General features: G+C 64.6%; 24 protein-coding genes and 2 tRNA genes. 19 read left to right on the plus strand and 7 right to left on the minus strand.

The annotated features are described in order from the left end of the window. Positions 1-53: 53 nt before the first annotated feature. Entirely contained in the window at positions 54-563 is a 510-nt protein-coding gene (locus HWX69_RS11190) for a hypothetical protein (protein WP_178917185.1), read from the plus strand. Between the two features lies 1 nt (position 564). On the opposite strand, the gene HWX69_RS11195 is transcribed toward HWX69_RS11190, so the two are convergent. Next, positions 565-1,350, minus strand: a complete 786-nt coding sequence (locus HWX69_RS11195) for a sulfurtransferase (protein WP_178917186.1) — start codon at positions 1,348-1,350, stop codon at positions 565-567. Positions 1,351-1,602: 252 nt separating this feature from the next. Between HWX69_RS11195 and HWX69_RS11200 the strand changes: the two genes are divergently transcribed. From HWX69_RS11200 to HWX69_RS11240, 9 genes are all read left to right on the plus strand, one after another. Next, positions 1,603-2,463, plus strand: a complete 861-nt coding sequence (locus HWX69_RS11200) for a sulfurtransferase (RefSeq protein WP_178917187.1) — start codon at positions 1,603-1,605, stop codon at positions 2,461-2,463. Positions 2,464-2,570: 107 nt separating this feature from the next. Next, a complete protein-coding gene (locus HWX69_RS11205) occupies positions 2,571-3,194 on the plus strand; it encodes a ferritin family protein (protein ID WP_178917188.1) in 624 nt (207 codons plus the stop codon). Between the two features lie 127 nt (positions 3,195-3,321). Beyond that, complete coding sequence (locus HWX69_RS11210) at positions 3,322-3,903, plus strand: hypothetical protein (RefSeq protein ID WP_178917189.1); 582 nt, start codon at positions 3,322-3,324, stop codon at positions 3,901-3,903. Between the two features lie 72 nt (positions 3,904-3,975). Beyond that, positions 3,976-4,815, plus strand: a complete 840-nt coding sequence (locus HWX69_RS11215) for an NOP5/NOP56 family protein (protein WP_178917190.1) — start codon at positions 3,976-3,978, stop codon at positions 4,813-4,815. Next, a complete protein-coding gene (locus HWX69_RS11220) occupies positions 4,808-5,437 on the plus strand; it encodes a fibrillarin-like rRNA/tRNA 2'-O-methyltransferase (protein ID WP_178917191.1) in 630 nt (209 codons plus the stop codon). The genes HWX69_RS11215 and HWX69_RS11220 overlap by 8 nt, the downstream gene beginning before the upstream one ends. Before the next feature lie 51 nt (positions 5,438-5,488). Continuing rightward, a complete protein-coding gene (locus HWX69_RS11225) occupies positions 5,489-5,926 on the plus strand; it encodes a MaoC/PaaZ C-terminal domain-containing protein (RefSeq protein WP_178917192.1) in 438 nt (145 codons plus the stop codon). A gap of 94 nt (positions 5,927-6,020) precedes the next feature. Beyond that, a complete protein-coding gene (locus HWX69_RS11230; RefSeq protein WP_178917193.1) occupies positions 6,021-7,097 on the plus strand; it encodes a glutamate--cysteine ligase in 1,077 nt (358 codons plus the stop codon). Between the two features lie 55 nt (positions 7,098-7,152). Then, complete coding sequence (locus HWX69_RS11235) at positions 7,153-7,707, plus strand: winged helix-turn-helix domain-containing protein (RefSeq protein WP_178917194.1); 555 nt, start codon at positions 7,153-7,155, stop codon at positions 7,705-7,707. A 54-nt stretch (positions 7,708-7,761) separates the two neighbouring features. Continuing rightward, positions 7,762-8,253: a phosphopantetheine adenylyltransferase gene (locus HWX69_RS11240; protein ID WP_178917195.1), complete on the plus strand. Its 492-nt coding sequence runs from the start codon at positions 7,762-7,764 to the stop codon at positions 8,251-8,253. Between the two features lie 3 nt (positions 8,254-8,256). Here the strand turns inward: HWX69_RS11240 and HWX69_RS11245 are convergent, their stop codons facing one another. Next, on the minus strand, positions 8,257-8,565 hold the full coding sequence (locus HWX69_RS11245) for a transcription initiation factor IIB family protein (RefSeq protein WP_178917196.1): 309 nt from the start codon (positions 8,563-8,565) through the stop codon (positions 8,257-8,259). Positions 8,566-8,618: 53 nt separating this feature from the next. On the opposite strand from HWX69_RS11245, the gene HWX69_RS11250 reads away from it, so the two are divergent. Together HWX69_RS11250 and HWX69_RS11255 are read left to right on the plus strand one after the other, a co-directional pair. Continuing rightward, a complete protein-coding gene (locus HWX69_RS11250; RefSeq protein WP_178917197.1) occupies positions 8,619-9,128 on the plus strand; it encodes an MOSC domain-containing protein in 510 nt (169 codons plus the stop codon). 39 nt (positions 9,129-9,167) lie between these two features. Beyond that, positions 9,168-9,252 (plus strand) — tRNA-Leu (locus HWX69_RS11255). 159 nt (positions 9,253-9,411) lie between these two features. On the opposite strand, the gene HWX69_RS11260 is transcribed toward HWX69_RS11255, so the two are convergent. The 3 genes from HWX69_RS11260 to HWX69_RS11270 all read right to left on the minus strand — a co-directional run bounded on the left by HWX69_RS11260 (position 9,412) and on the right by HWX69_RS11270 (position 12,983). Further along, a complete protein-coding gene (locus HWX69_RS11260) occupies positions 9,412-10,524 on the minus strand; it encodes an acyltransferase (protein WP_218644783.1) in 1,113 nt (370 codons plus the stop codon). 466 nt (positions 10,525-10,990) lie between these two features. Beyond that, the gene (locus tag HWX69_RS11265) at positions 10,991-12,124 is read right to left on the minus strand and encodes a DUF63 family protein (RefSeq protein WP_178917198.1); all 1,134 of its coding nucleotides are present in this window, start codon (positions 12,122-12,124) and stop codon (positions 10,991-10,993) included. A gap of 67 nt (positions 12,125-12,191) precedes the next feature. Next, a complete protein-coding gene (locus tag HWX69_RS11270) occupies positions 12,192-12,983 on the minus strand; it encodes an inositol monophosphatase family protein (protein WP_178917199.1) in 792 nt (263 codons plus the stop codon). 65 nt (positions 12,984-13,048) lie between these two features. On the opposite strand from HWX69_RS11270, the gene HWX69_RS11275 reads away from it, so the two are divergent. After that, positions 13,049-13,312 carry a hypothetical protein gene (locus HWX69_RS11275; RefSeq protein ID WP_178917200.1) on the plus strand — a complete coding sequence of 88 codons (264 nt, stop codon included), beginning with the start codon at positions 13,049-13,051 and terminating at the stop codon, positions 13,310-13,312. A gap of 39 nt (positions 13,313-13,351) precedes the next feature. Next, entirely contained in the window at positions 13,352-13,666 is a 315-nt protein-coding gene (locus HWX69_RS11280) for a DUF3006 domain-containing protein (RefSeq protein ID WP_178917201.1), read from the plus strand. Positions 13,667-13,792: 126 nt separating this feature from the next. Here the strand turns inward: HWX69_RS11280 and HWX69_RS11285 are convergent. Then, positions 13,793-13,876, minus strand: a tRNA-Leu gene (locus HWX69_RS11285). 91 nt (positions 13,877-13,967) lie between these two features. Here HWX69_RS11285 and HWX69_RS11290 point away from each other — a divergent pair. The 3 genes from HWX69_RS11290 to HWX69_RS11300 are packed head-to-tail and all read left to right on the plus strand — an operon-like array spanning position 13,968 to position 15,539. Next, the gene (locus HWX69_RS11290; protein ID WP_178917202.1) at positions 13,968-14,417 is read left to right on the plus strand and encodes a hypothetical protein; all 450 of its coding nucleotides are present in this window, start codon (positions 13,968-13,970) and stop codon (positions 14,415-14,417) included. Positions 14,418-14,426: 9 nt separating this feature from the next. Further along, a complete protein-coding gene (locus HWX69_RS11295; RefSeq protein WP_178917203.1) occupies positions 14,427-14,906 on the plus strand; it encodes a DUF309 domain-containing protein in 480 nt (159 codons plus the stop codon). Positions 14,907-14,948: 42 nt separating this feature from the next. Beyond that, a complete protein-coding gene (locus tag HWX69_RS11300; RefSeq protein ID WP_178917204.1) occupies positions 14,949-15,539 on the plus strand; it encodes an AsnC family transcriptional regulator in 591 nt (196 codons plus the stop codon). Here HWX69_RS11300 and HWX69_RS11305 read toward each other — a convergent pair. Continuing rightward, on the minus strand, positions 15,536-15,733 hold the full coding sequence (locus HWX69_RS11305; RefSeq protein ID WP_178917205.1) for a heavy-metal-associated domain-containing protein: 198 nt from the start codon (positions 15,731-15,733) through the stop codon (positions 15,536-15,538). The two genes, HWX69_RS11300 and HWX69_RS11305, sit on opposite strands and share 4 nt — an antisense overlap. 152 nt (positions 15,734-15,885) lie before the next feature. On the opposite strand from HWX69_RS11305, the gene HWX69_RS11310 reads away from it, so the two are divergent. Both HWX69_RS11310 and HWX69_RS11315 read left to right on the plus strand, forming a co-directional pair. Next, the gene (locus HWX69_RS11310; protein WP_178917206.1) at positions 15,886-18,456 is read left to right on the plus strand and encodes a heavy metal translocating P-type ATPase; all 2,571 of its coding nucleotides are present in this window, start codon (positions 15,886-15,888) and stop codon (positions 18,454-18,456) included. A gap of 54 nt (positions 18,457-18,510) precedes the next feature. Next, positions 18,511-19,170, plus strand: a complete 660-nt coding sequence (locus tag HWX69_RS11315) for a 2,5-diamino-6-(ribosylamino)-4(3H)-pyrimidinone 5'-phosphate reductase (protein ID WP_178917207.1) — start codon at positions 18,511-18,513, stop codon at positions 19,168-19,170. Positions 19,171-19,252: the final 82 nt, after the last annotated feature.

The raw sequence follows: 19,252 nt of genomic DNA on the forward strand, positions 1-19,252 counted from the left end.
GGTCCGTTTGAGTCTCCTGAAGGCCCTTATCGGTACGACCAGTAGCCCGACCCATGAAGCGCCGTGCCCTCCTCGCTGCCGTCGGCTCGAGTACCGTCGCCCTGTCCGGTTGTCTCGTCGGTGTCGACCCGTTGAACTACGGGGATTCAGAGACGCCGGAGCCGTGTACGGTCGACCGGACCGACCCCGTTGAGCCCAGCAGCGAGATGGAGCCGCGAGAACTCCCCGAGCGTCCGGAAGAGTTGAACGACGAGACCGTCGAATCGTATCTCCGAGCGTACGAGAGCGCGTATCGCCAGCATCTGATTCTCTCGGAGGATACGACGGCCTACGGCCACAGCGAGTCGTTCGAATCGGTACGGGAGGTCGAAGGCGGTTACCGCGTCGAGATGCGGACGAACTTCTATTACGAAGAGGATACCGACCGCGGGAAGGTTCACGCCGACAGTCCGTACTTTCGGGTCCGCTATCTCATCACGGACGACAGACTCCTCCGGGCAGTCGGAGAGGGCCACGACGCCGAGCCCACGTTGGAGGACGCGGAGACGATGGAGTGTTGGTGAGTCAGTCGACGGTCTCTAAGGCTCCACCTTTGGCTTCCCACTCCGTGAGGCTTCCCTCGTAGAACGCGAGATCGGGATAGCCGAGATGTCGAAGGACGGTGTAGGTGTGGCTGATGCGCCGGGCGGTGTTGCAGTACAGGAGGACGCGTTTTTCCGGCGTGATATCCCGTTCTTCGAGGAGGCTCCGAATCTTCGATTCGGGGTGAAGGCCCCGGCTGTCGTCGTCGACGAGTTCGCGCCAATCGAGGCGGACTGCTCCGGGGATGTGACCCTCCTCGTACTCCCACTCCTCGCGGGTATCGACGATGACGGTGTCGGGGTCGTCGATGGCTGACTCGACGAATTCGATTCCCACGAGAGGGCCGTCGGTCCGGAACGACGCCTCGTACTCTGCTGATTCGGTGGGCGGTGTCGTCTCGCTGACGGGGTGTTCGAGGCTCCACGCGGAGTAATCGCCATCGAGCAGGTGGAGCTTCTCCGGGTCGTGGCCGTACAGTTCGGCGGTCACGAGCAGCCGCGCGGCGAAGACGCCGTGCATGTCGTCGTAGGCGACGAGTTCCTCGTCGGTCCCGATACCGACATCGCCCAACAGCTCGGCGAAGGCTTCGGCGCCGGGAAGCATGCCGGCCTCGCCGTCGTCTTCGGACCGGAACGTCTCGAAAGGGACGTTCACCGCTCCGGGGATGTGGCCGATGCCGTCGTACTCCCACGCATCTCGAACGTCGACCACGTGCACCTCCTCGAGTCGGTCGGCCAACCACGCCGCCGACACCACTACGTCGCTCATATCCGATTCTCCGGCTACGACGGCTTCAATCCGTCCACTCGGAGGCCCTCGGAGATAGCGGATTATTTTGCTGGTAGGTGTTCCGTGGGCCACCCTTCACGCCGAGTCGTCTCCCGACGGCTCTCCAGCGCCGATGAGCGTCCAGAAACGGCGCGACAGTAGCGGCAACTGTTGCTGGTAGGTGGGAGGCGTGGCTGAACGTGCCGAGAGTCGTAGTGTTATGGTCGTGGTTGGAGTACTAGGGGTTGTAACATGAGCGACTACGCGAACCCTGACGTACTTGTCTCGGCGGACTGGGTGGAGGACCACCTCGACGCCTTCCAGAGCGACGACCCCGACTATCGCATTCTCGAAGTCGACGTCGACACGGAAGTGTACGACGAGGAGGGCCACGTTCCCGGCGCCATCGGCCTCGACTGGGAGCGGGACCTCCGCGACCAGGTCCAGCGGGACCTGCTCTCGAAGGAGGACTTCGAGGCCCTGATGGAGCGACTCGGCATCACCGAGGACACCACCGTCGTCCTCTACGGTGACAACGCCAACTGGTTCGCCGCCTACACCTACTGGGAGTTCAAGTACTACGGCCACGACGACGTACGCCTGATGGACGGCGGCCGCGACTACTGGGTCGAAAACGACTACCCGCTCACCGACGAGGTGCCGGAGTACCCCTCGACGGAGTACGCCGCAAGCGGCCCCAAGGAGTCCATCCGCGCCTACCGAGAGGACGTCGAGAAGGCCATCGACAAGGGCCTGCCGCTCGTCGACGTTCGCTCCCCCGAGGAGTACTCCGGTGAAATCCTCGCCCCGCCGGGACTGCAGGAGACCGCCCAGCGAGGCGGCCACGTTCCCGGTGCGGAGAACATCTCGTGGGCCGACGTGACCAACGACGACGGCACGTTCAAGACCCGCGACGAACTCGAAGAGCTCTACGCCGAGTACGGCATCGACGGCGACGAGACGACCATCGCCTACTGCCGTATCGCCGAGCGCTCGTCGGTCGCGTGGTTCGCGCTGCACGAACTGCTGGGTTACGAGGACACCTCCAACTACGACGGCTCGTGGACGGAGTGGGGCAACCTCGTCGGCGCCGAAATCGAGACCGGCAACTGAGCAGACACCAGTTCTCGCATTTTTCACGGCCGATAGCGTCGCCGCCGTCGATACCGACCCTTCCTCGGACCGCTGGTTACAAGCGCTCACCGACCCTACGCCGGTACATGACAGATTCGGAGTTCGTCGAGTCCGTTCGGGAGGCAAACAACACCGCGCTCTCGCGACTCGGCTCCTCGAAGTCACTGTACGCCGACACGATGGGAGAGATGGATGTCGAGGAGGTGCTTCGGGCCGCCGCGACGGCCGAACACCACGCCGCCGAGACGTACGAGACGTGGGCCGAGACGGCCGACGGCGACGTGGCCGACGCCTTCGCCGAGACGGCTGCCGAGGAACGCGACCACTACGACACCGTCGTCGGCGAACTCGACGGCCACGACCCCGGGGAGGTGTCCGCCATCCAGTCGTACCTCCGAGATCTCGACGACGACATCGAGCGTCTCGGTGGCTTCGTCGGCCGGACGCTGGCCGCCGAAAAATCCAAAGAGCAGATGACCGGGTTCTTCGTCGGCAAGGCCGACCCACAGACGGCGAGTCTGTTCCGCGGGATGGGCGACGACCTCGACGCCCAACTCGAACGCGCAATCTCCCTCCTCGAAGCCCACTGCGACGACGAGGACTGCTGGGACCGCGCCGAAGAGGCAGCCTCCGAGGCGATTCAGCGAGCCTACGAGGAGTACACCGAGCGACTGGAGTCGATGGGCGTCAACCCCAAACCGGTCTGCTGAGAGCGACAGTGCGGTGCGTGAGGGGACCCCACTGTCCTCGCGCCGCCGTCACCCGGCATTCGGCCACTTTGCTTTTATACACACATCGAGTTTCCCCGCCAAATGCGTACACGGAGGTCGGTCATCGGTGGTCGTCGATAGGCTTCGCCGGAACCGTCGGAAGGGCACGAGCGGGAAGTACCTCGTCTCCACCGGCCTGTTCGTGTTGGCGGCCGGACTGTTCACCGAGACGCTCTCGTGGCGGTTCGGGGTCGCCGGCCTTCGGGTGTCGATACTCGAAACCGGGTTGCTGATTCTCGGGGCCGCCCTCGGACGATTGCTCGTTCGCGTGATACTCCGCAAACTCAAGCGAACCGTGCTGAAGGGGCTCGCTATCGGTGGTCTCTCGCTTGGCATCGGTCTGCCGGCGCTTCCGGCGGTCGCCTCCGTACCGTTCGCCGGCCGACTCGCCAAGCGACTGCCCTACCGTGGCATCGCCGAACGGCTACCGTGGTTCGGCGTGTCCCGATACGACCGCCTCGCCCGCGCGGTCGGCGGCAAGCGGGGCGTCGGGACGGGTGGCGTGAGTGGAACGCTGTTCGTCTACGGCGCGGAAGCGGGCAAACTCGGCGAGACGTATCTCGCCTTCGGACACCGGCTGGAACTGGCGACTATTTTCGCGCTGCTCGCAGTTCCGGGGGCGGCGATTTACGTCGTCCGGAACGTCTGATGGCTCCGCATCGACGCGGTATCGAGCGCCCACACCGGCACGCATATGTGAGCCACCGCGCAACGCAACGCCATGGACGGAGCCGAACCCTCGACACGCGGCTGGTTCGAGGGGGTCGACCGAGAGGACACGGCGGCGACCGCCGAAGCTATCAGCAGCGGCTCCGCCGAGGAACCGGCGGAGTGGCCGACACACGCGGTGGAATCCGGCTTCGCGGCCGACGAGGACGACTATTACGACGCGCTCCACGAGGCGACGATGGCGGCGACGCGCGACGCCGTCACCGACGCGGAAACGGCCGGCGATCAACAGCTCATCCACGCCGTCCGTTCGATGGACGACTGTGAGCGCGTCGCCAACGAACTGGCCGAGCGTGTCGCCGAGTGGGCCGGAAGCAGACACGAGGATGCGGAGACGGGAGTCGAATACGCCCGAGAGTTAGCCGAGTCGGGCGACGAGGGCCCGCTCGTCTCGCTTTCGCAGCGAGTCCGTGACCTCGACGACGAGGCCGCGGACCTCCGGGCCCACGTCGAACGCACCGCTCCGGAGGTGGCGCCGAACCTCTCGGCGCTGGCCGGGCCCGTGTTGGCGGCCCGACTCATCGCACTCGCCGGCGGACTGAAGCAACTCGCCCGCAAACCCGCCGGGACGGTCCAGGTGCTGGGCGCCGAGGAGGCGCTGTTCGCACACCTCCGCGGACGGGCGCCATCGCCGAAACACGGCGTCATCTTCGTCCACGAGGCGGTTCAAGGGACGCACCCCGACAACCGGGGGTCGGCGGCGCGTGCGCTGGCGGGCAAACTCGCCATCGCCGCCCGCGTCGACCACTACTCCGGGGAGCGAAAGACGGAACTCGACGCCGACCTCGCCGAACGCATCGAGCGCATCCAGGCGCGTGATGTCGATGAGTGACCTGCCGGCGGGCGTCGAGCGCCGCGCCTTCGACGGTCGCGAGTCGCTGGCCACGGAGGGCAAACCGGTGTACGGCGAGCCGACCGTCGACGGCTGGCGAAAGTGGGACGTTCGCCGCTCGAAACTCGGCGCGATGCTGGAGAAGGGGATGGACACGAACCTCGCCGGCGGCGAGACGGTGCTGTATCTCGGCGCCGCGGCGGGGACGACAGTCAGCCACGTCGCCGACTTCTCGGGGCCGACGTACGCCGTCGAGTTCGCGGCGCGGCCGGCGAGGGATCTCCTCGATGCCGCCGAACCGCGGAGCAACCTCTTCCCGCTGTTGAAAGACGCCCGCAAGCCGGAGACGTACGCCCACGTCGTCGAACCGGTCGACGTCCTGATTCAGGACGTGGCAACGCGCGGGCAGGCGAAGGTGGCGCTCGCGAATCGGCGGTTCCTCGACGACGACGGCCGACTCCTGTTGGCCGTTAAGGCACGAAGCGAGGACGTGGCTCGGGACCCCGATGCGGTGTTCGAGGAGGTCCTGACGACACTCCGTGAGGGCTACGAGGTACTGGAGACGCGGTCGCTGGAGCCGTTCCACGACGACCACCTCGCGGTCGTCGCCCGGCCGGAGTAACGATAGCCGTCGGGCGCAATCACTATGCGCCCGGTGACTGTTCGTCCGATAATGAGTCATCGAACTTTCGAGGGGTTGACCGTCGGCGAGACCATCGACTGCGGGACGCGGTCGGTGACGCGCGAGGAAATCGTCGCCTTCGCCGAGGAGTACGACCCGCTCGGCATCCACACCGACGAGGCGGCCGCCGCGGAATCGCCGTTCGGCGACATCATCGCCAGCGGCATCCACACCTTCGCGCTGACCCAGCGGCCGGTTGTCGAGCACTTCTACGGCGATTCGGACCTCGTCGCCGCCGGTCACATCGAGGAGATGCGGCTGCCGGCGCCGCTTCGGCCCGGTGACACGATGTCCGTCACGCTCGAAATCGCGGACAAACGGCACTCGAAGCGCAACGAACAACGCGGCATCGTCACGACCAACCGGGAGGCGACCGTCGACGGCGAGGTGGTGTTCTCGCTCGTAAATCGGACGATTTGGACGCGATAGCTCCGTCGATTCGGCGACGGGGGCGGAGACGGCTGTGCGGTCCGGCCACAGCAGGTCAAATGGTATTTAATCCGCCCCGGCCAAGGTGTCGTCGATGGAACTGGGCTCGCGGGATGCCTTCGACCGGATGGGAACGCTCGGCATCGAAGAGGAGTTCTTCGTCGTCGACGAGACCGGGCGCCCCACCGCCGGCACGGACGAACTCGTCTACGAGTCCGACCCACCGGAGATACTGGACGGGCGACTCGACCACGAACTGTTCAAGTGCGTCATCGAGACCCAGACGCCGACCATCGGGTCGCTGCCGGCCGCCCGTGACGCCCTCGCCGAGGTTCGGACGGCGCTGGTCGACCACGCCGACGCCGAGGGGTTCGGCATCGCGGCGGCCGGCCTCCACCCGGCGGCGAAGTGGCGCGAACTCGAACACGCCGAGAAACCACGGTATCGCGCACAACTCGACCGGATTCAGTACCCACAGCACCGGAACACGACGGCCGGACTGCACGTCCACGTCGGCGTCGACGACGCCGACAAAGCTGTCTGGATCGCAAACGAGATGCGCTGGTATCTCCCGATTATGCTCGCGCTATCTGCGAATTCGCCGTTCTGGAACGGGTTCGACACTGGGTTGTCCTCCGCCCGTGCGAAGATTTTCGAGGGGCTCCCCAACACCGGCATGCCGACCACCTTCGAGGACTTCGAGGCGTTCCAGTCCTTCGAGCGGATGATGGTCGAAAACGGGTCGATAAACGACCGCGGCGAGTTGTGGTACGACGTGCGCCCACACTCAGAACACGGCACCGTCGAGGTACGGACGCCGGACGGCCAGGCCGACCCCGAGCGGGTGTTGGCGTTCGTCGAGTACACGAAAGCGCTCGTCGAGGACCTCGCCGCTCGTTACGAGGACGGCGAAAACGGCTACCATCACCGCCGAGAACCACTCGACGAGAACAAGTGGCGGGCGATGCGCCACGGCCACGACACCGAACTGCTCTCGAAGGACTTCTCGGAGGCCATCCCACTTGGCGAACTGGTCGACCGCGAGTGCAGTCGACTCGGGGTGGATGGCATCCGCGAGATGTACGACACCGAAAGCGGCGCCGAGCGTCAGCGACGACTCCACGACAGCGAGGGTCTCGATGCGGTGTGCGAGAACCTGCTTCTCGAATGACGTTCGGCACTGGATTTATATACGGGTATTCCTTGTGTCCTATTGATTACGACGCATGTCTACTGACGACAGCTCCGAGGAGGGGGAATCCGAGATGGGGGAGACCGACGACGGCGTTCGCGAGAAACTCGAACAGGAGGCCGAGCGGGCCGCCGAACAGTTCGACGAGGGCATCGTCGACCTGCTGGCGTGGGTACTCGACACCGAAACCCGAGCTCGAATCTACGTCTACCTCCGACAGAACCCGGGCAGTACGAGCGAGGAGGTCGCCGAGGGAACCGGTCTGTATCCGAGCACCGTCCGGGAAGCACTCGCCGCGCTTCACGAGGAGGAGAAACTCGACCGCAGCAAGCGGGAATCCAGCGGCGCGGGCAACAACCCCTACGAGTACACGGCGATGGCGCCGAGTGACCTCGTCGGCACTATCGTTGATGACCTCCAGGAGGAATTGAACACCGTGTTCAACCTCGATTCACACCTCGGCATCGGCAACCGAGAGAGCGTCGACCCCGTCGACATCACCGTCGAAGACGGCAGCGACGAGTCCGAAGACCCCGAGTCGACGGACGGGACCGACGACAGCGACGACAGCGACGACAACGACGACTGACCGACCCATTTTCGCATCGAAGCCACTAAACCCGGCCCCTGCGTTGCCGTCGCCATGAACGTCGTTTTGGGTGGGACATTCGACCCGATTCACGACGGCCACCGGGCGCTGTTCGAGCGGGCGTTCGAACTCGGTGACGTGACCGTCGGCCTCACCAGCGACGAGCTCGCACCGCGGACGCGCAGCGTCGACCGCTACGTCCGCTCCTTCGATGAGCGTCGCGCGGACCTCGAAGCCGAACTGTCGGCCTTCGCCGAGGAGTACGGCCGCGAGTTCGACATCCGCACGCTCGAAGAGCCGACCGGGGTCGCGACCGAACCCGGCTTCGACGTACTCATCGTCTCTCCGGAGACCGAAGACGGCGGTCACGCCGTCAACGAGGTCCGGCGCGAGAAAGGGCTCGACGAACTCGAGATCGAGGTCGTCAACCACGTCTACGCCGAGGACGGGGAGGTCATCTCCTCGACGCGAGTCGTCTCCGGCGAAATCGACGAACACGGCAATCTCACGCCGGAATCCGACGGTCGCCCAGCCGAGCGGGGGTAACACCTACCACTTCGGCGGTTCCAGCCCCGCCTCGGCCATCAACTCCTTCCAGCGTTTCTGGACGGTCAACCGCGAGACGCCGGCGGCGTCGGCAACGTCTGACTGGGAGCGACGCTCACCTGCGATGAGCGCGCCAGCATACAGACTCGCCGCCACGGTCGCCCGCTTCGAGCGGTCGGCCTCCGGAACCGTCGACAGAAAGAGGTCCGTCGCACGCGAGCGGGCCGCCGCGCCGAGGTCCAGCCGTTCGGCGGCGTCGTCGATGGCGGCCAGCCACTCCTCGTTTTCGACGTGGTCTCGCGCCCGGTACATGTGAACCGTTCCGGCACGCAGGCATATAAACAGTCGGCGCCCCAAACGGAGGCATGCGTCTGGAGGACATCTACGTCACGGAGGCCGGGGGCGAGCCGATGCAGTCTCGACAGCGCATCGATGCCGTCGCGGGGGGATTGGACGGCGACCGCTACTGCACCGGCCGCGGCCACTACTCGCCGTTCGACGTCTGTGAGGTGACGTTCGTACAGGCGGAGGCGCTCGAAGAAATCGAACGGACGACGGGTATCGACCTCTCGGAGGGCCAACACCGCCGCAATCTCGTCGTCCGGGGTGGCGACGTCCACGACCTCTTGAACAGCCGCTTTCGACTCGGGGAGGCAACCTTCGAGGGGACGCGCCCGCGCCCGCCGTGTCGCTACATCGAACAGTTGAACGACGAGGATGGCCTGATGCGCGCACTCGGTGAGGGCCGCGGTGGCATCTGTGCGCGGGTCGACGAGCCCGGCGAAATCGCCGTCGGCGACGAAATCGGCGGTATCGAGGAGATGGGTAACTTCGAGGGGATGGTTGCGAGCATCCGGGACCGCGTCGGGCGGTAGCGACAGGTATTTTTGGGCGACGGCGGTACGGAAGCGTGCGCGCGGGTTGCCGAGCTAGGCCAAAGGCGCAGCGCTTAGGACGCTGTCCCGTAGGGGTCCGCCGGTTCAAATCCGGTCCCGCGCACTACCAGTTTGCTCGCGTCTTGTGGTTTCGTTCTCCCACACGGATATGTTTTCAAAATGATATGGGCGCAGTAACATTCAGATCGAGTTTGGGAGAACCACCATATGCTCGTTCGGAACCGAATCGATCGAGGTAGTAGTGATTCGTCGGAGAACAGCGCTAGTTCGATCTGCGATTTCTGAGCCACGGTTCTCCGGGGAAGTGGCTCCCACCGATCTCGATTAATCGGAGCCTGTGAGCAAGCAGGTAGACTGCGAGTGCGCCGAGGAGGGTCGCAGGTGTCAAGACGAGATGCCAGACGATCTTTGAATCGATTGTATGACCCATCGACTCCAGAGTCTCACGGAAGGCGCGCAGAATTGCGAACACGGTCGGATGGGTGACGTAGATCCCCACCGCGTAGGTCCCCCACTCGGGGAGCGGTGTATCGGCGAAAAGCGTCGGTCGTGAGAGGATAAACAGGAATAGCGAAGCGCTCAGTAGCGCCGTGGAAATCCCGTAACTCGGAGCGTAGACGTAGGACCCGAACAGTTCACCCCGAAGGGGATAGCCGAGGGCATAGAACTCGACGAATTGCAACACGGCGAACAGTACAACGAGACCGAAGAGGGATCGGCTTTTTTCCTTGGATGGCTCCCAAGCCCGTGTGTAAATCGTGTACCCCAAACTGGTGTAGAAGAAACCGAAGAAGATGGCGTCTCGAATCTCGAACGGAACGTCGACGAACATCGTGTAGGTCGATCCGAGGAGTCCCACGAGGTGGAAGCACACCGCAACTGGCAGCACGTAACTCGGCTTTCCGATCGCAGTGACGAGGTGAACGAAGAGGAGCGAGAAGAGCAGAGCGGGAAGGAACCAGAGGATTTCGGAAACCGATGTGCCGTAGTATACTAATTCGACCGGATCGAGGAACTCGATAACGCTACTGGTAGCAGTCGCGTGAGGTGACCGACCGGAAAGCTCCGCTTCGGCCAGTTTCCCACCTAAGAACGTCGGAACGACGAGTACGAGCCCGAAGAGGTAGAGGGATACGAGTTTGAAGGCTCGCTTAGTGAGGTACGTGGCAGAATCCCGGTTGGACGTCTTGAGCGCAAAGAAGTATCCCGACGTGATGAAAAAGAAGGGGACGGCGAACCGCGAGATCGTTTTTGTTCCGAAGTTTATCACATTCCCGTACGTGTTGATCCCCTGAAACGGATCGGTGTGTATCAGTACGACGAATACGATCGCGATGATTCGCATCGCATCGATACTGGGGATACGACCGGACACTCTCGGGTGGTAGGGAGAAGCCGATAATGACTGTTTGCATTACACTCCCGCCGAATCGAACGTGCGAGGCGCACTCGATTTGGACGCTGTCCCGTAGGCGTCTGCCGGTTCGAATCCGCGGTCATTAGCACTCTGGTTGGGTCGCGTCTTCTTGACTGCCTTCGACAGGAGAACGAAAACGAGTGACCTGTCGGCGACACTCTCCCTACTCGGTGACCTCGACAGTGTTGTGGGGGACGTTGTGTTCATTACCACCCAAAAGTGAGACTCCATTATCGTCATCCACGATGTGTCCCCGTTGGATGCTCACTCTGTCGCCCGATTGGAAGAGAACGATTCAAATATAGTTGCACGCCAAATTCGGGCCCAATTTGGAAAAATAGCATCGTCCCCGTGTAGATTACATGCTCCGTATATACTCATTCGAGTTCGGTCAATGTTACGAGTGAAACTGGTGATATTGGGTTCAGATACCCAGCGTCGCCCGAAGCATATCTCGGGTTCCGGGGCCGAGCCCGACCGCGAGGATGGCGATGAGAAGCAGGTAGGCGTACCGGGGGCTTTCCTCGAAGATTTCCCGGTCGAACACCCAGACGACGGCCACCGCGGCTGCGACCTTGATGAGGAGGAAGGGCCAGACGGTGCCGATGGCGTCGGTGAGCCACTCCGGTTGGATGATGCCAGTGTAGCGGTCGACGGCGGCGTTGACGACGTGTTTCGAGCCGTACTCGACGGGGAGGCCGAGTTCGTCGTGCCAATCGAGGCTCAACACGTTGGCGACGCCGTCGACGGAGTGTCCCCAGACGACGAGTGGTCCTATTGCTCCGGTGCCGGCGTTGATTTGCGGTGCGTATCGCTCCGAGAGCACCCAAAACGCCGCCGCGATGAGCGTCGCGCCGACGAGAACGATGACGGCGACGGCGGGGTAGAACCCGACGAGGTCGGAAGTCGCGGAGACGTACAGGAGTGCGGCGAGCGTGACCGCGAGTGCGACCGCGCCGACGCCACCGAGTGCGGGTTCGAACTCGTCGATGACGCCTCGCTTCGACAGCGAGATGGTTCCGACGAGCGCGGCGAGCGTGATGGCGAACATCGTGAAGTAGATGAACGGGCTGATGATGAGACCGACCGTCGGGAAGGGAATGAGCATCTCCGCGCCTTCTCGGACGAACGTCGCGTTGACATCCTCGACGACCCGGAGGGCCCCGCCGAACAGCATGAACGGGAACAGCGCGAAGTAGAACCGTTTGGACATTCGCACGTCGAGTCGGCGGAGCAACAGCAACACCCCGACGAGCATGAACACGAGGACGATTGCGTAACTCACCGTCGAGACGGTGGTGTAGCCGGGGGTGACGACGATGCCGTCGGCGCCGGCACAGGCGGTCTGTCCGTAGAGCCGTTCGGTCACGCCGCCGTCGCGGACGGCACACGTCGCGCCGTGGGCGTCCGCGTCGACGGGCCCCCAGAAGTACCGCCACAGGAACCCGTCGTAGACGCGTCGCGGGAACGCCAGCGAGCCGACGACCAACGCGACGATGCCACCGAGGAACGTCGCCAGCCACGCACGTTCGGGGTCGAGTCCGTCGGACAACTCCATGCCCGAATCCCCGGCTTGTGGTGTTTTCACCCTTCCGGTCGCTGGCGAGGGCTGCACACGGCCGGGGTTATCGAACGCCCTCGGCTTCTTGGGCGGCCGCCAGCACCGCGTCGTGAGCCTCGCCGTTGGAGGCGACCAGTCCGCGGCTGTCGTGACGCCAGGGTTCGCCGTCGATGTCGGTGACGACGCCGCCTGCGGCCTCGATCAAGCCGACACCGACGAGGCTGTCCCACGGCATCACGTGGACGTTCGTAATCACACCGTCGACGGCACCGGCCGCACACAGCGCGAGTTCGAGTTGGGCAGAGCCGAACCGGCGCATATCGCCGAACCGCTCGACGATACCCGCACAGGCGGTAGCGAACTCCTCGCGGCGGTCGAACTCCCACCAGACGGTCGGCACGACGACGAACTCCTCGGGGTCGGTTCGGTCGCTGACCGACAACTCCTCGCCGTTTCGGTGTGCAGTCCCCGAATCGAGGAGGTATGTGTCCTCCAGTCCGGGACAGACGGTCGCTCCCGCGTGTGGTTCGCCGTCGATCGTCGCCGCGACGCTCGTCGCCCACGTCCGTATCCCCCGAACGAAGTTGTTCGTCCCGTCGATTGGGTCGACGACCCACGCGGGTCCCTCGTCGGGGACGGCGCCGAGTTCTTCGTCCTCTTCGCCGACGATGGGGTCGTCGAGGTAGTGGTCCCGAACCGTCGAGACGACCTGCGCCTGGGCGTCGTGGTCGGCTTGGGTCACCACGTCCGTCTTCTGTCCCTTCGTCTCGACGGCGATGCCTTCCCGGAACGACCCCGAGGCCACCGCGGCGCCCGCCTCGGCCGCCCGCAAGGCACAGTCCGCACGCTCGCTCATACCGGAACTCCGAAACCGGTGCGGAAAGCGCCACCGATTTGCCGACCCGAGTCGCTATATCAGATATGAACACCCTCGCAAAGCGCATCCACAACATCACGCCCCGTGACGTTCGACTGACGTTCGAAGACGACTCGACGGTCGTCTTGGAGATGCGTTCTGCGGAGTTCTTCCAGGAGGCGTTCCAGGCAGAGGGCTTCGACAGCGAGGGAACGACCTACCGGCTGGTAACCGACGGCGATGACGACCCTCTCGTCGCCGGCCGCGAGACAGACGACGGGTGGTCCTCGGTCGGCGAAGTCGTCTCCGTCGATGCGGCCGAGGACTGACCCCGAGTTTATGTAGGAAAACGCGGCCACCTTGCCGCGATGCGCTCGATACCTGCGCTCGTAGTCGTCGCACTGCTTTCGATAACGCTCCTCTCCGGGTCGGCGGTCGCTGCTGACGGTGGTGACACCGCCGTCGTCGACCAGGTCGGCGATGAGTACGCGCTTATTTTCGTCGAGGAGGGCGGCCAACAGGAGGGCCGACTCGTCGAGACGACCGAGCTGCCCGAAGAGGGGCGTCACCCGAATGCCGTCCTTCGGAAGGTCGACGGCGAGTGGACCTACGACGCCGCCGAGACCGAACGGCGCTACGAGGCCGCACAGAATCGCTTCGACGAACTCTCGGAGGACCCGTAGCCGTGGCTAGTCGGGCGGTTTCGTGAGGAATCTTGCGAGGGAAGGCCGCTCCAAGAGCGGTCTTCCGCATGTTGCGTCTCGCGGCACGAGGCCGCTCGACTTCCCGAGGCGCGTGACGCCTCGCCATGCGAGGGAAGGGATTTGAACCCTCGGACCTCTACAGGAGCGGATCTTGAGTCCGCCGCCGTTTCCGGGCTTGGCTACCCTCGCACGCAACCGTTCGTGGGAGAGGCGTCGGGTAAAGCGTTGCGTCTTTCGGTCGAACCGCGCGACCGAAGTACCCGGAGCCGAAAGGTTCGGTATGGCCATCGCTCCACACCTCGTCGAGGAAGACGGCGAACTGAAACTCGACGTCTCCGTCGGACAGTCCGGCCGCCGGCAGTTCGCGCTGTCGGACCGCGCTGTAACGATGCTCGTCGACGACCTCGGCTACGGTAACCGCGACGTCGTCCCGTGGGTCACGACGAAGACGCTGGCGCTCGGCGGCGGCGCGTACCTCTACGACGAGAAGACCGACGCCCGGGAACTGGCGTGGTCGATAACCGGCGCCGACGGCGGCAAACGCGCCTCGGAGGCGGAACTCCAGCGACTCGCAGAGTACCTCACGAGCGTCGAAATCGACCAACACGCCGTCGAAACCGTCGAAGAACACGTCCGCGAGAGCCCGCTATCGAGGGTCATGTCGCCCGACGACCTCCGGAGCAAACGCCAGCGAATGAACGGCTTGCGCGACATTGCGAAGGACCTGTAGGTTCCGACGATGGACGACCACACCCGTGACTCGAGCGTCGACCCGCCGGCCGGCAACCCGACGGGCTGGCGCTCCGACGGGCAATGGGAACATGCCACGCTCCGCCAGGCGACCGAACACGGCGTCCGACTGTACAACTCGAAGGCGTTCCACGAGTCACACGACTGTTTCGAAGCGGAGTGGTATAACTACGGCCGTGGCACCACCGAGAGCAAGTTCCTCCACGGAATGGTTCAGGTCGCCGCCGGCGCCTACAAGCACTTCGACTTCGAGGACGACGGCGGGATGCGCTCGCTGTTCCGGACGGCGCTGCAGTACTTCCAGGGCGTGCCGGCCGATTTCTACGGCGTCGACGTTCTCGACGTGCGGACCACGCTCACCAACGCGCTCCGGGACCCGACGGTCCTCCACGGGTGGCAGATACGCTTCGACGGGACGTTTCCCGAGGCACGCGAAGCGGATTTCCGCTACGCCGAAGGTGTCGACTGACGGCGGCGCAAGCCGTTTGTGGCCCGCCACCGAACCGCCGGTATGCGCGACCTCGACGAAACCGACAGGCAATTGCTTCGGCTCTTGCTCGACGATGGGAGACGACCGTACAGCGATTTGGCCGAGGAGGTGGGGTTGTCGGCACCGGCCGTGAGCGACCGCATCGACCGCCTCCGAGAACTGGGCATCGTCGAGCGATTCACCGTCGACATCGACCGGTCCCGACTCAGCGATGGGGTTCGCGTCGCCGTGACGCTCGAGGTTACGCCCGGTGAAACCCTGGCGGTCCGGGAGGCGCTCGGCTCCGTCGACGGCGTCGAACACGTCTTCGCGACCGCAGATAGTCGACTGTTCGTCGTCGCGTCGGTGCCAGACGGCGACGTGGAGCGCCACCTCGCGGCGGCGTTCGACACCGGCGAAATCGAGGCCGTGTCGGTGTCGCCGCTCGTGGCCGCCGACTGGCACCCGGCGTTGGGTGAGGCGACGCTCGGCTTGGAGTGTGCCGAGTGCGGCAACACTGTGACCAGCGAGGGCGTCACTGCAACGCTCGACGGCGAACGCTACGAGTTCTGCTGTGGCTCCTGTGAAGCGCGGTTCGTCGAGCGCTACGAGGAACTGAAAGAAGGGGCTTAGGCTGACGCTTCGTACCCGGCGTCGTCAACGGCCGCGACCAGGGCTTCGGCGTCGGCATCACCCTCGACGACGACCGTCCCGGACTCGTGGTCGGCGTCGACGCCGGTGACGCCCGCGACGCCACGAATCGCTTCCTCGACGTTCGCTTCACAGCCGTCACACGCCATGTCTTCGACGTTCAGCGTCGTTCCCATGTCCAGTCGTACGGCACCGGCGTTATTGCAGTTTTCCCTTTCGAAAACGCAATTTGATTCGGCTTCTGCATTTGATTTCGAAAGTTTCGTGTGTTGTAGTGACCAGTATTCGAGGGACAAACCGCATCAACGAGGGACCCGTAGGGACATCCATGACCAGACGAGAGCGCATCGGCGTTGGCGGGATGCACTGTGCGACGTGTTCGGAAACCATCGCCGACGCGGTCGAATCACTCGACGGCGTCTCGGAGGCGTCGGCGAACTACGCGACCGACGATACCACGGTCGGGTACGACCCCGAGGAAGTGTCGCTGTCGGCCATCTACGAAGCAATCGAGTCGGCTGGCTACGACCCCACTCTCGAACGCCGAACCATCGAAATCGTCGGCATGCACTGTACGAACTGCTCGGAAACCGTCGAGGACGCACTCGATGGGCTCCCGGGCGTCGTCCGTGCCGACGTGAACTATGCAACCGACGAGGCCACCGTCGAGTACAACCCCGAATCGTTCTCGCTGGACACCGCTTACGAGGCCATCGAGGACTCTGGCTACGAGCCGGTGCGAGACACCGGCGACGACTCGACGGACGAAGCCGGCGAGTCGCCCGCCGAACGAGAACTCCGGAAACAGCGCCGCCTCGTCATCGGCGGCGGCGTCCTCACCGCGCCGTTCATCTATCTGATGGCGACGATGGTGACGCCGCTTCCGCGGCCGGAATCGCTGTTCGGCGTCGACTTCGGGATTATCGAATTCGCCATTGCGACCGCGCTGATGGCGACGCTGGGCCGTGAGTTCCTCGTCGGCGCCTACAAGGCCACCCGCAACCGCACCGCGAACATGGACACGCTGGTCGCCGTCGGTACCAGCGCGGGATACCTGTTCAGCACGGCCGTTCTCGTCTTCGACCTTCCCGCGGGACTGTACTTCGAAGCGGTCGCGTTCATCCTCTGGTTCATCACCGTGGGCAACTGGCTGGAGGCCCGCTCGAAGGCCCAGGCCTCCGACGCCCTCAAGGAGTTGTTGCAGATGGAAGCCGAGGAGGCGACGGTTATTCGAGACGGAGAGGAACTCACCGTTCCGCTGTCGGAGGTCGAAGTCGGCGACCGGATGAAGGTCCGACCGGGTGAACGAATCCCGACCGACGGCGTCGTCCGCGACGGTCAATCCGCCGTCGACGAGTCGATGCTGACCGGCGAGTCCGTTCCCGTCGAGAAATCGCCCGGCGACGAGGTCGTCGGGTCGACGGTCAACGAAAACGGCGTCCTCGTCGTCGAGGCGACGAAAGTCGGCTCCGATACCGCCATCCAGCAAATCGTCCGCCGGGTGAAGGAAGCCCAGTCGCGACAGCCCGACATCCAGCGAGTGGCGGATACCGTCAGCGCCTACTTCGTTCCGGCGGTGTTGATTAACGCCGTCGTCTGGGCGACGCTGTGGTATCTGTTCCCCGGACAGCTGTACGGAATCGTCGAACTGCTCCCGTTCGGTCAAGTGGGCGGCGGCCCGGTCGTGGGCGGCGTCCCGCTGTTCGAGTTCTCGATGATCGTGTTTGCCTCGGCGGTGCTCATCGCCTGTCCCTGTGCCCTTGGGCTCGCGACCCCCGCAGCGACGATGGTCGGCTCGACCATCTCCGCGAAGAACGGCGTCCTGTTCAAGGGCGGTGACGTACTCGAACAGGTTCGAGAAGTGGATGCCGTCGTCTTCGACAAGACCGGAACGCTCACTGAGGGCGAGATGTCCCTGACCGATGTCGTTGCCATCGAGAGCGCCAACGCTCCTCGCGCCGACGGTGGCGCGCTTCTGGAGCCCGAAATCGACGAGTCGTTCGTCCTCGAAGTCGCTGCGAGCGCCGAATCCGGGTCGGAACACCCCCTCGGAGAGGCCATCGTCGACGGCGCCGAGGAACGGGGCATCGACCTCCAGCCGGTCGAGTCTTTCGAGAACGTCCCCGGAAAGGGCGTCCGAGCGACGACGGAGTACGGCGAGGTGCTGGTCGGAAATCGGGCGCTACTCACGGAGTCAGGTATCGACACAGACCCTGCCGACGAGGCGATGGAACGGCTCGAACGCGAGGGCAAGACGGCGATGTTGGTCGCCGTGGGCGGGTCGGTCGTCGGCGTCGTCGCCACTGCCGACACCGTCCGCCCGACTGCCAAGGAAACGGTCGCGGCGCTGACCGAACGTGACTACGACGTGTACATGATTACCGGCGACAACGAGCGGACGGCCCGCGCCGTCGCCGAGGAGGTCGGTATCCCTGCCGAGAACGTCCACGCGGGCGTCCTTCCCGAGGAGAAGGCCGACGAAATCGAGGCCATCCAGTCGGACGGCATCCGAGCGATGATGGTCGGCGACGGCGTCAACGACGCCCCGGCGCTGACGACCGCCCACATCGGCGTCGCCATCGGCTCTGGGACCGACGTGGCGATGGAAGCCGCGGACGTGACGCTGATGCGGTCGGACCCCGCCGACGTGCTGAAGGCAATCCGGGTTTCGCAGGCCACCATCTCGAAGGTGTGGCAGAACCTGTTTTGGGCGCTCGGCTACAACGCGGCGCTCATCCCGGTCGCATCGCTCGGCCTCCTGAATCCGGCACTGGCGGGTGCGGCGATGGCTGCCTCCAGCGTCTCGGTGATGTCCAACAGCCTCGCGTTCGCCCAGTACACGCCCGACCACGACTACGTCCCGTTGCCGTTGCGGCCCATCGCGGCGCTCCGACGGTAAGTCGGCCCTCGGTCGGACTACAGCCCTTTTGTCGTCGGCCATCGGAGACGTGGTATGGACGTGTTCATCAACGCCGCGGTCAGCGCCGACGGCAAACTCTCCTCTCGGCGGCGCGAGCAAATCGCCATCAGCGGCGAGGCGGACTTCGCCCGCGTCGACCGCTTGCGAGCGGAAGCAGACGCCGTGATGGTCGGCGTCGGGACCGTGTTGGCCGATGACCCTTCCCTGCACCGTCACGACGAGAGCCACCGCAGAGATGTTCGAGGCACCGATTCTGACCCACCTGTTCGCGTCGTCGCGGATTCCCGATGTCGAACGCCAGCCGACGCTTCCGTACTCGCCGGCGACCGCGAGACGTACGTGTTGACGAGCGAGGCTGCGCCCGAACGACGCCGAGAGGCCCTCGAAGCCGCCGGCGCGACGCTGGTCGTCGCAGGGGCCGAACGCGTCGACCTTTCGGGGGCCTTTACGGCCCTCGAAGCCGACGGCATCGACCGACTCATGGTCGAAGGTGGCGGCGAACTCATCTTCTCGCTGTTCGAAGCCGGCCTCGTCGACGACTGTTCGGTGTACGTCGGAAACCTCGTCATCGGCGGCCGGGAGGCGCCGACGCTGGCCGACGGCGAGGGGTTCGTCGACGATTTCCCGGAGTTGGAACTCGATGGTGTAGAACGAATCGACGACGGCGTCGTCCTCCAGTGGACCGTACCGTAGGCTGTCCGTGTCGGTCCCCGTCGTGCCGTCGCTTGTCGATGCAGATGGATTTACAACCGGCCCTTTCGACTGATACGGCAGG

Source organism: Natronomonas gomsonensis, from assembly GCF_013391635.1.
In the GTDB taxonomy this organism is placed as follows: Archaea; Halobacteriota; Halobacteria; order Halobacteriales; family Haloarculaceae; genus Natronomonas; species Natronomonas gomsonensis_A.

Bases quoted from the DNA above. Each gene is read 5' to 3' on its own strand.
- HWX69_RS11190 (WP_178917185.1), top strand. From the start codon at position 54: ATGAAGCGCCGTGCCCTCCTCGCTGCCGTCGGCTCGAGTACCGTCGCC.
- HWX69_RS11195 (WP_178917186.1), bottom strand. From the start codon at position 1,350: ATGAGCGACGTAGTGGTGTCGGCGGCGTGGTTGGCCGACCGACTCGAG.
- HWX69_RS11200 (WP_178917187.1), top strand. From the start codon at position 1,603: ATGAGCGACTACGCGAACCCTGACGTACTTGTCTCGGCGGACTGGGTG.
- HWX69_RS11205 (WP_178917188.1), top strand. From the start codon at position 2,571: ATGACAGATTCGGAGTTCGTCGAGTCCGTTCGGGAGGCAAACAACACC.
- HWX69_RS11215 (WP_178917190.1), top strand. From the start codon at position 3,976: ATGGACGGAGCCGAACCCTCGACACGCGGCTGGTTCGAGGGGGTCGAC.
- HWX69_RS11220 (WP_178917191.1), top strand. From the start codon at position 4,808: ATGAGTGACCTGCCGGCGGGCGTCGAGCGCCGCGCCTTCGACGGTCGC.
- HWX69_RS11225 (WP_178917192.1), top strand. From the start codon at position 5,489: ATGAGTCATCGAACTTTCGAGGGGTTGACCGTCGGCGAGACCATCGAC.
- HWX69_RS11230 (WP_178917193.1), top strand. From the start codon at position 6,021: ATGGAACTGGGCTCGCGGGATGCCTTCGACCGGATGGGAACGCTCGGC.
- HWX69_RS11235 (WP_178917194.1), top strand. From the start codon at position 7,153: ATGTCTACTGACGACAGCTCCGAGGAGGGGGAATCCGAGATGGGGGAG.
- HWX69_RS11240 (WP_178917195.1), top strand. From the start codon at position 7,762: ATGAACGTCGTTTTGGGTGGGACATTCGACCCGATTCACGACGGCCAC.
- HWX69_RS11245 (WP_178917196.1), bottom strand. From the start codon at position 8,565: ATGTACCGGGCGCGAGACCACGTCGAAAACGAGGAGTGGCTGGCCGCC.
- HWX69_RS11250 (WP_178917197.1), top strand. From the start codon at position 8,619: ATGCGTCTGGAGGACATCTACGTCACGGAGGCCGGGGGCGAGCCGATG.
- HWX69_RS11265 (WP_178917198.1), bottom strand. From the start codon at position 12,124: ATGGAGTTGTCCGACGGACTCGACCCCGAACGTGCGTGGCTGGCGACG.
- HWX69_RS11270 (WP_178917199.1), bottom strand. From the start codon at position 12,983: ATGAGCGAGCGTGCGGACTGTGCCTTGCGGGCGGCCGAGGCGGGCGCC.
- HWX69_RS11275 (WP_178917200.1), top strand. From the start codon at position 13,049: ATGAACACCCTCGCAAAGCGCATCCACAACATCACGCCCCGTGACGTT.
- HWX69_RS11280 (WP_178917201.1), top strand. From the start codon at position 13,352: ATGCGCTCGATACCTGCGCTCGTAGTCGTCGCACTGCTTTCGATAACG.
- HWX69_RS11290 (WP_178917202.1), top strand. From the start codon at position 13,968: ATGGCCATCGCTCCACACCTCGTCGAGGAAGACGGCGAACTGAAACTC.
- HWX69_RS11295 (WP_178917203.1), top strand. From the start codon at position 14,427: ATGGACGACCACACCCGTGACTCGAGCGTCGACCCGCCGGCCGGCAAC.
- HWX69_RS11300 (WP_178917204.1), top strand. From the start codon at position 14,949: ATGCGCGACCTCGACGAAACCGACAGGCAATTGCTTCGGCTCTTGCTC.
- HWX69_RS11305 (WP_178917205.1), bottom strand. From the start codon at position 15,733: ATGGGAACGACGCTGAACGTCGAAGACATGGCGTGTGACGGCTGTGAA.
- HWX69_RS11310 (WP_178917206.1), top strand. From the start codon at position 15,886: ATGACCAGACGAGAGCGCATCGGCGTTGGCGGGATGCACTGTGCGACG.
- HWX69_RS11315 (WP_178917207.1), top strand. From the start codon at position 18,511: ATGGACGTGTTCATCAACGCCGCGGTCAGCGCCGACGGCAAACTCTCC.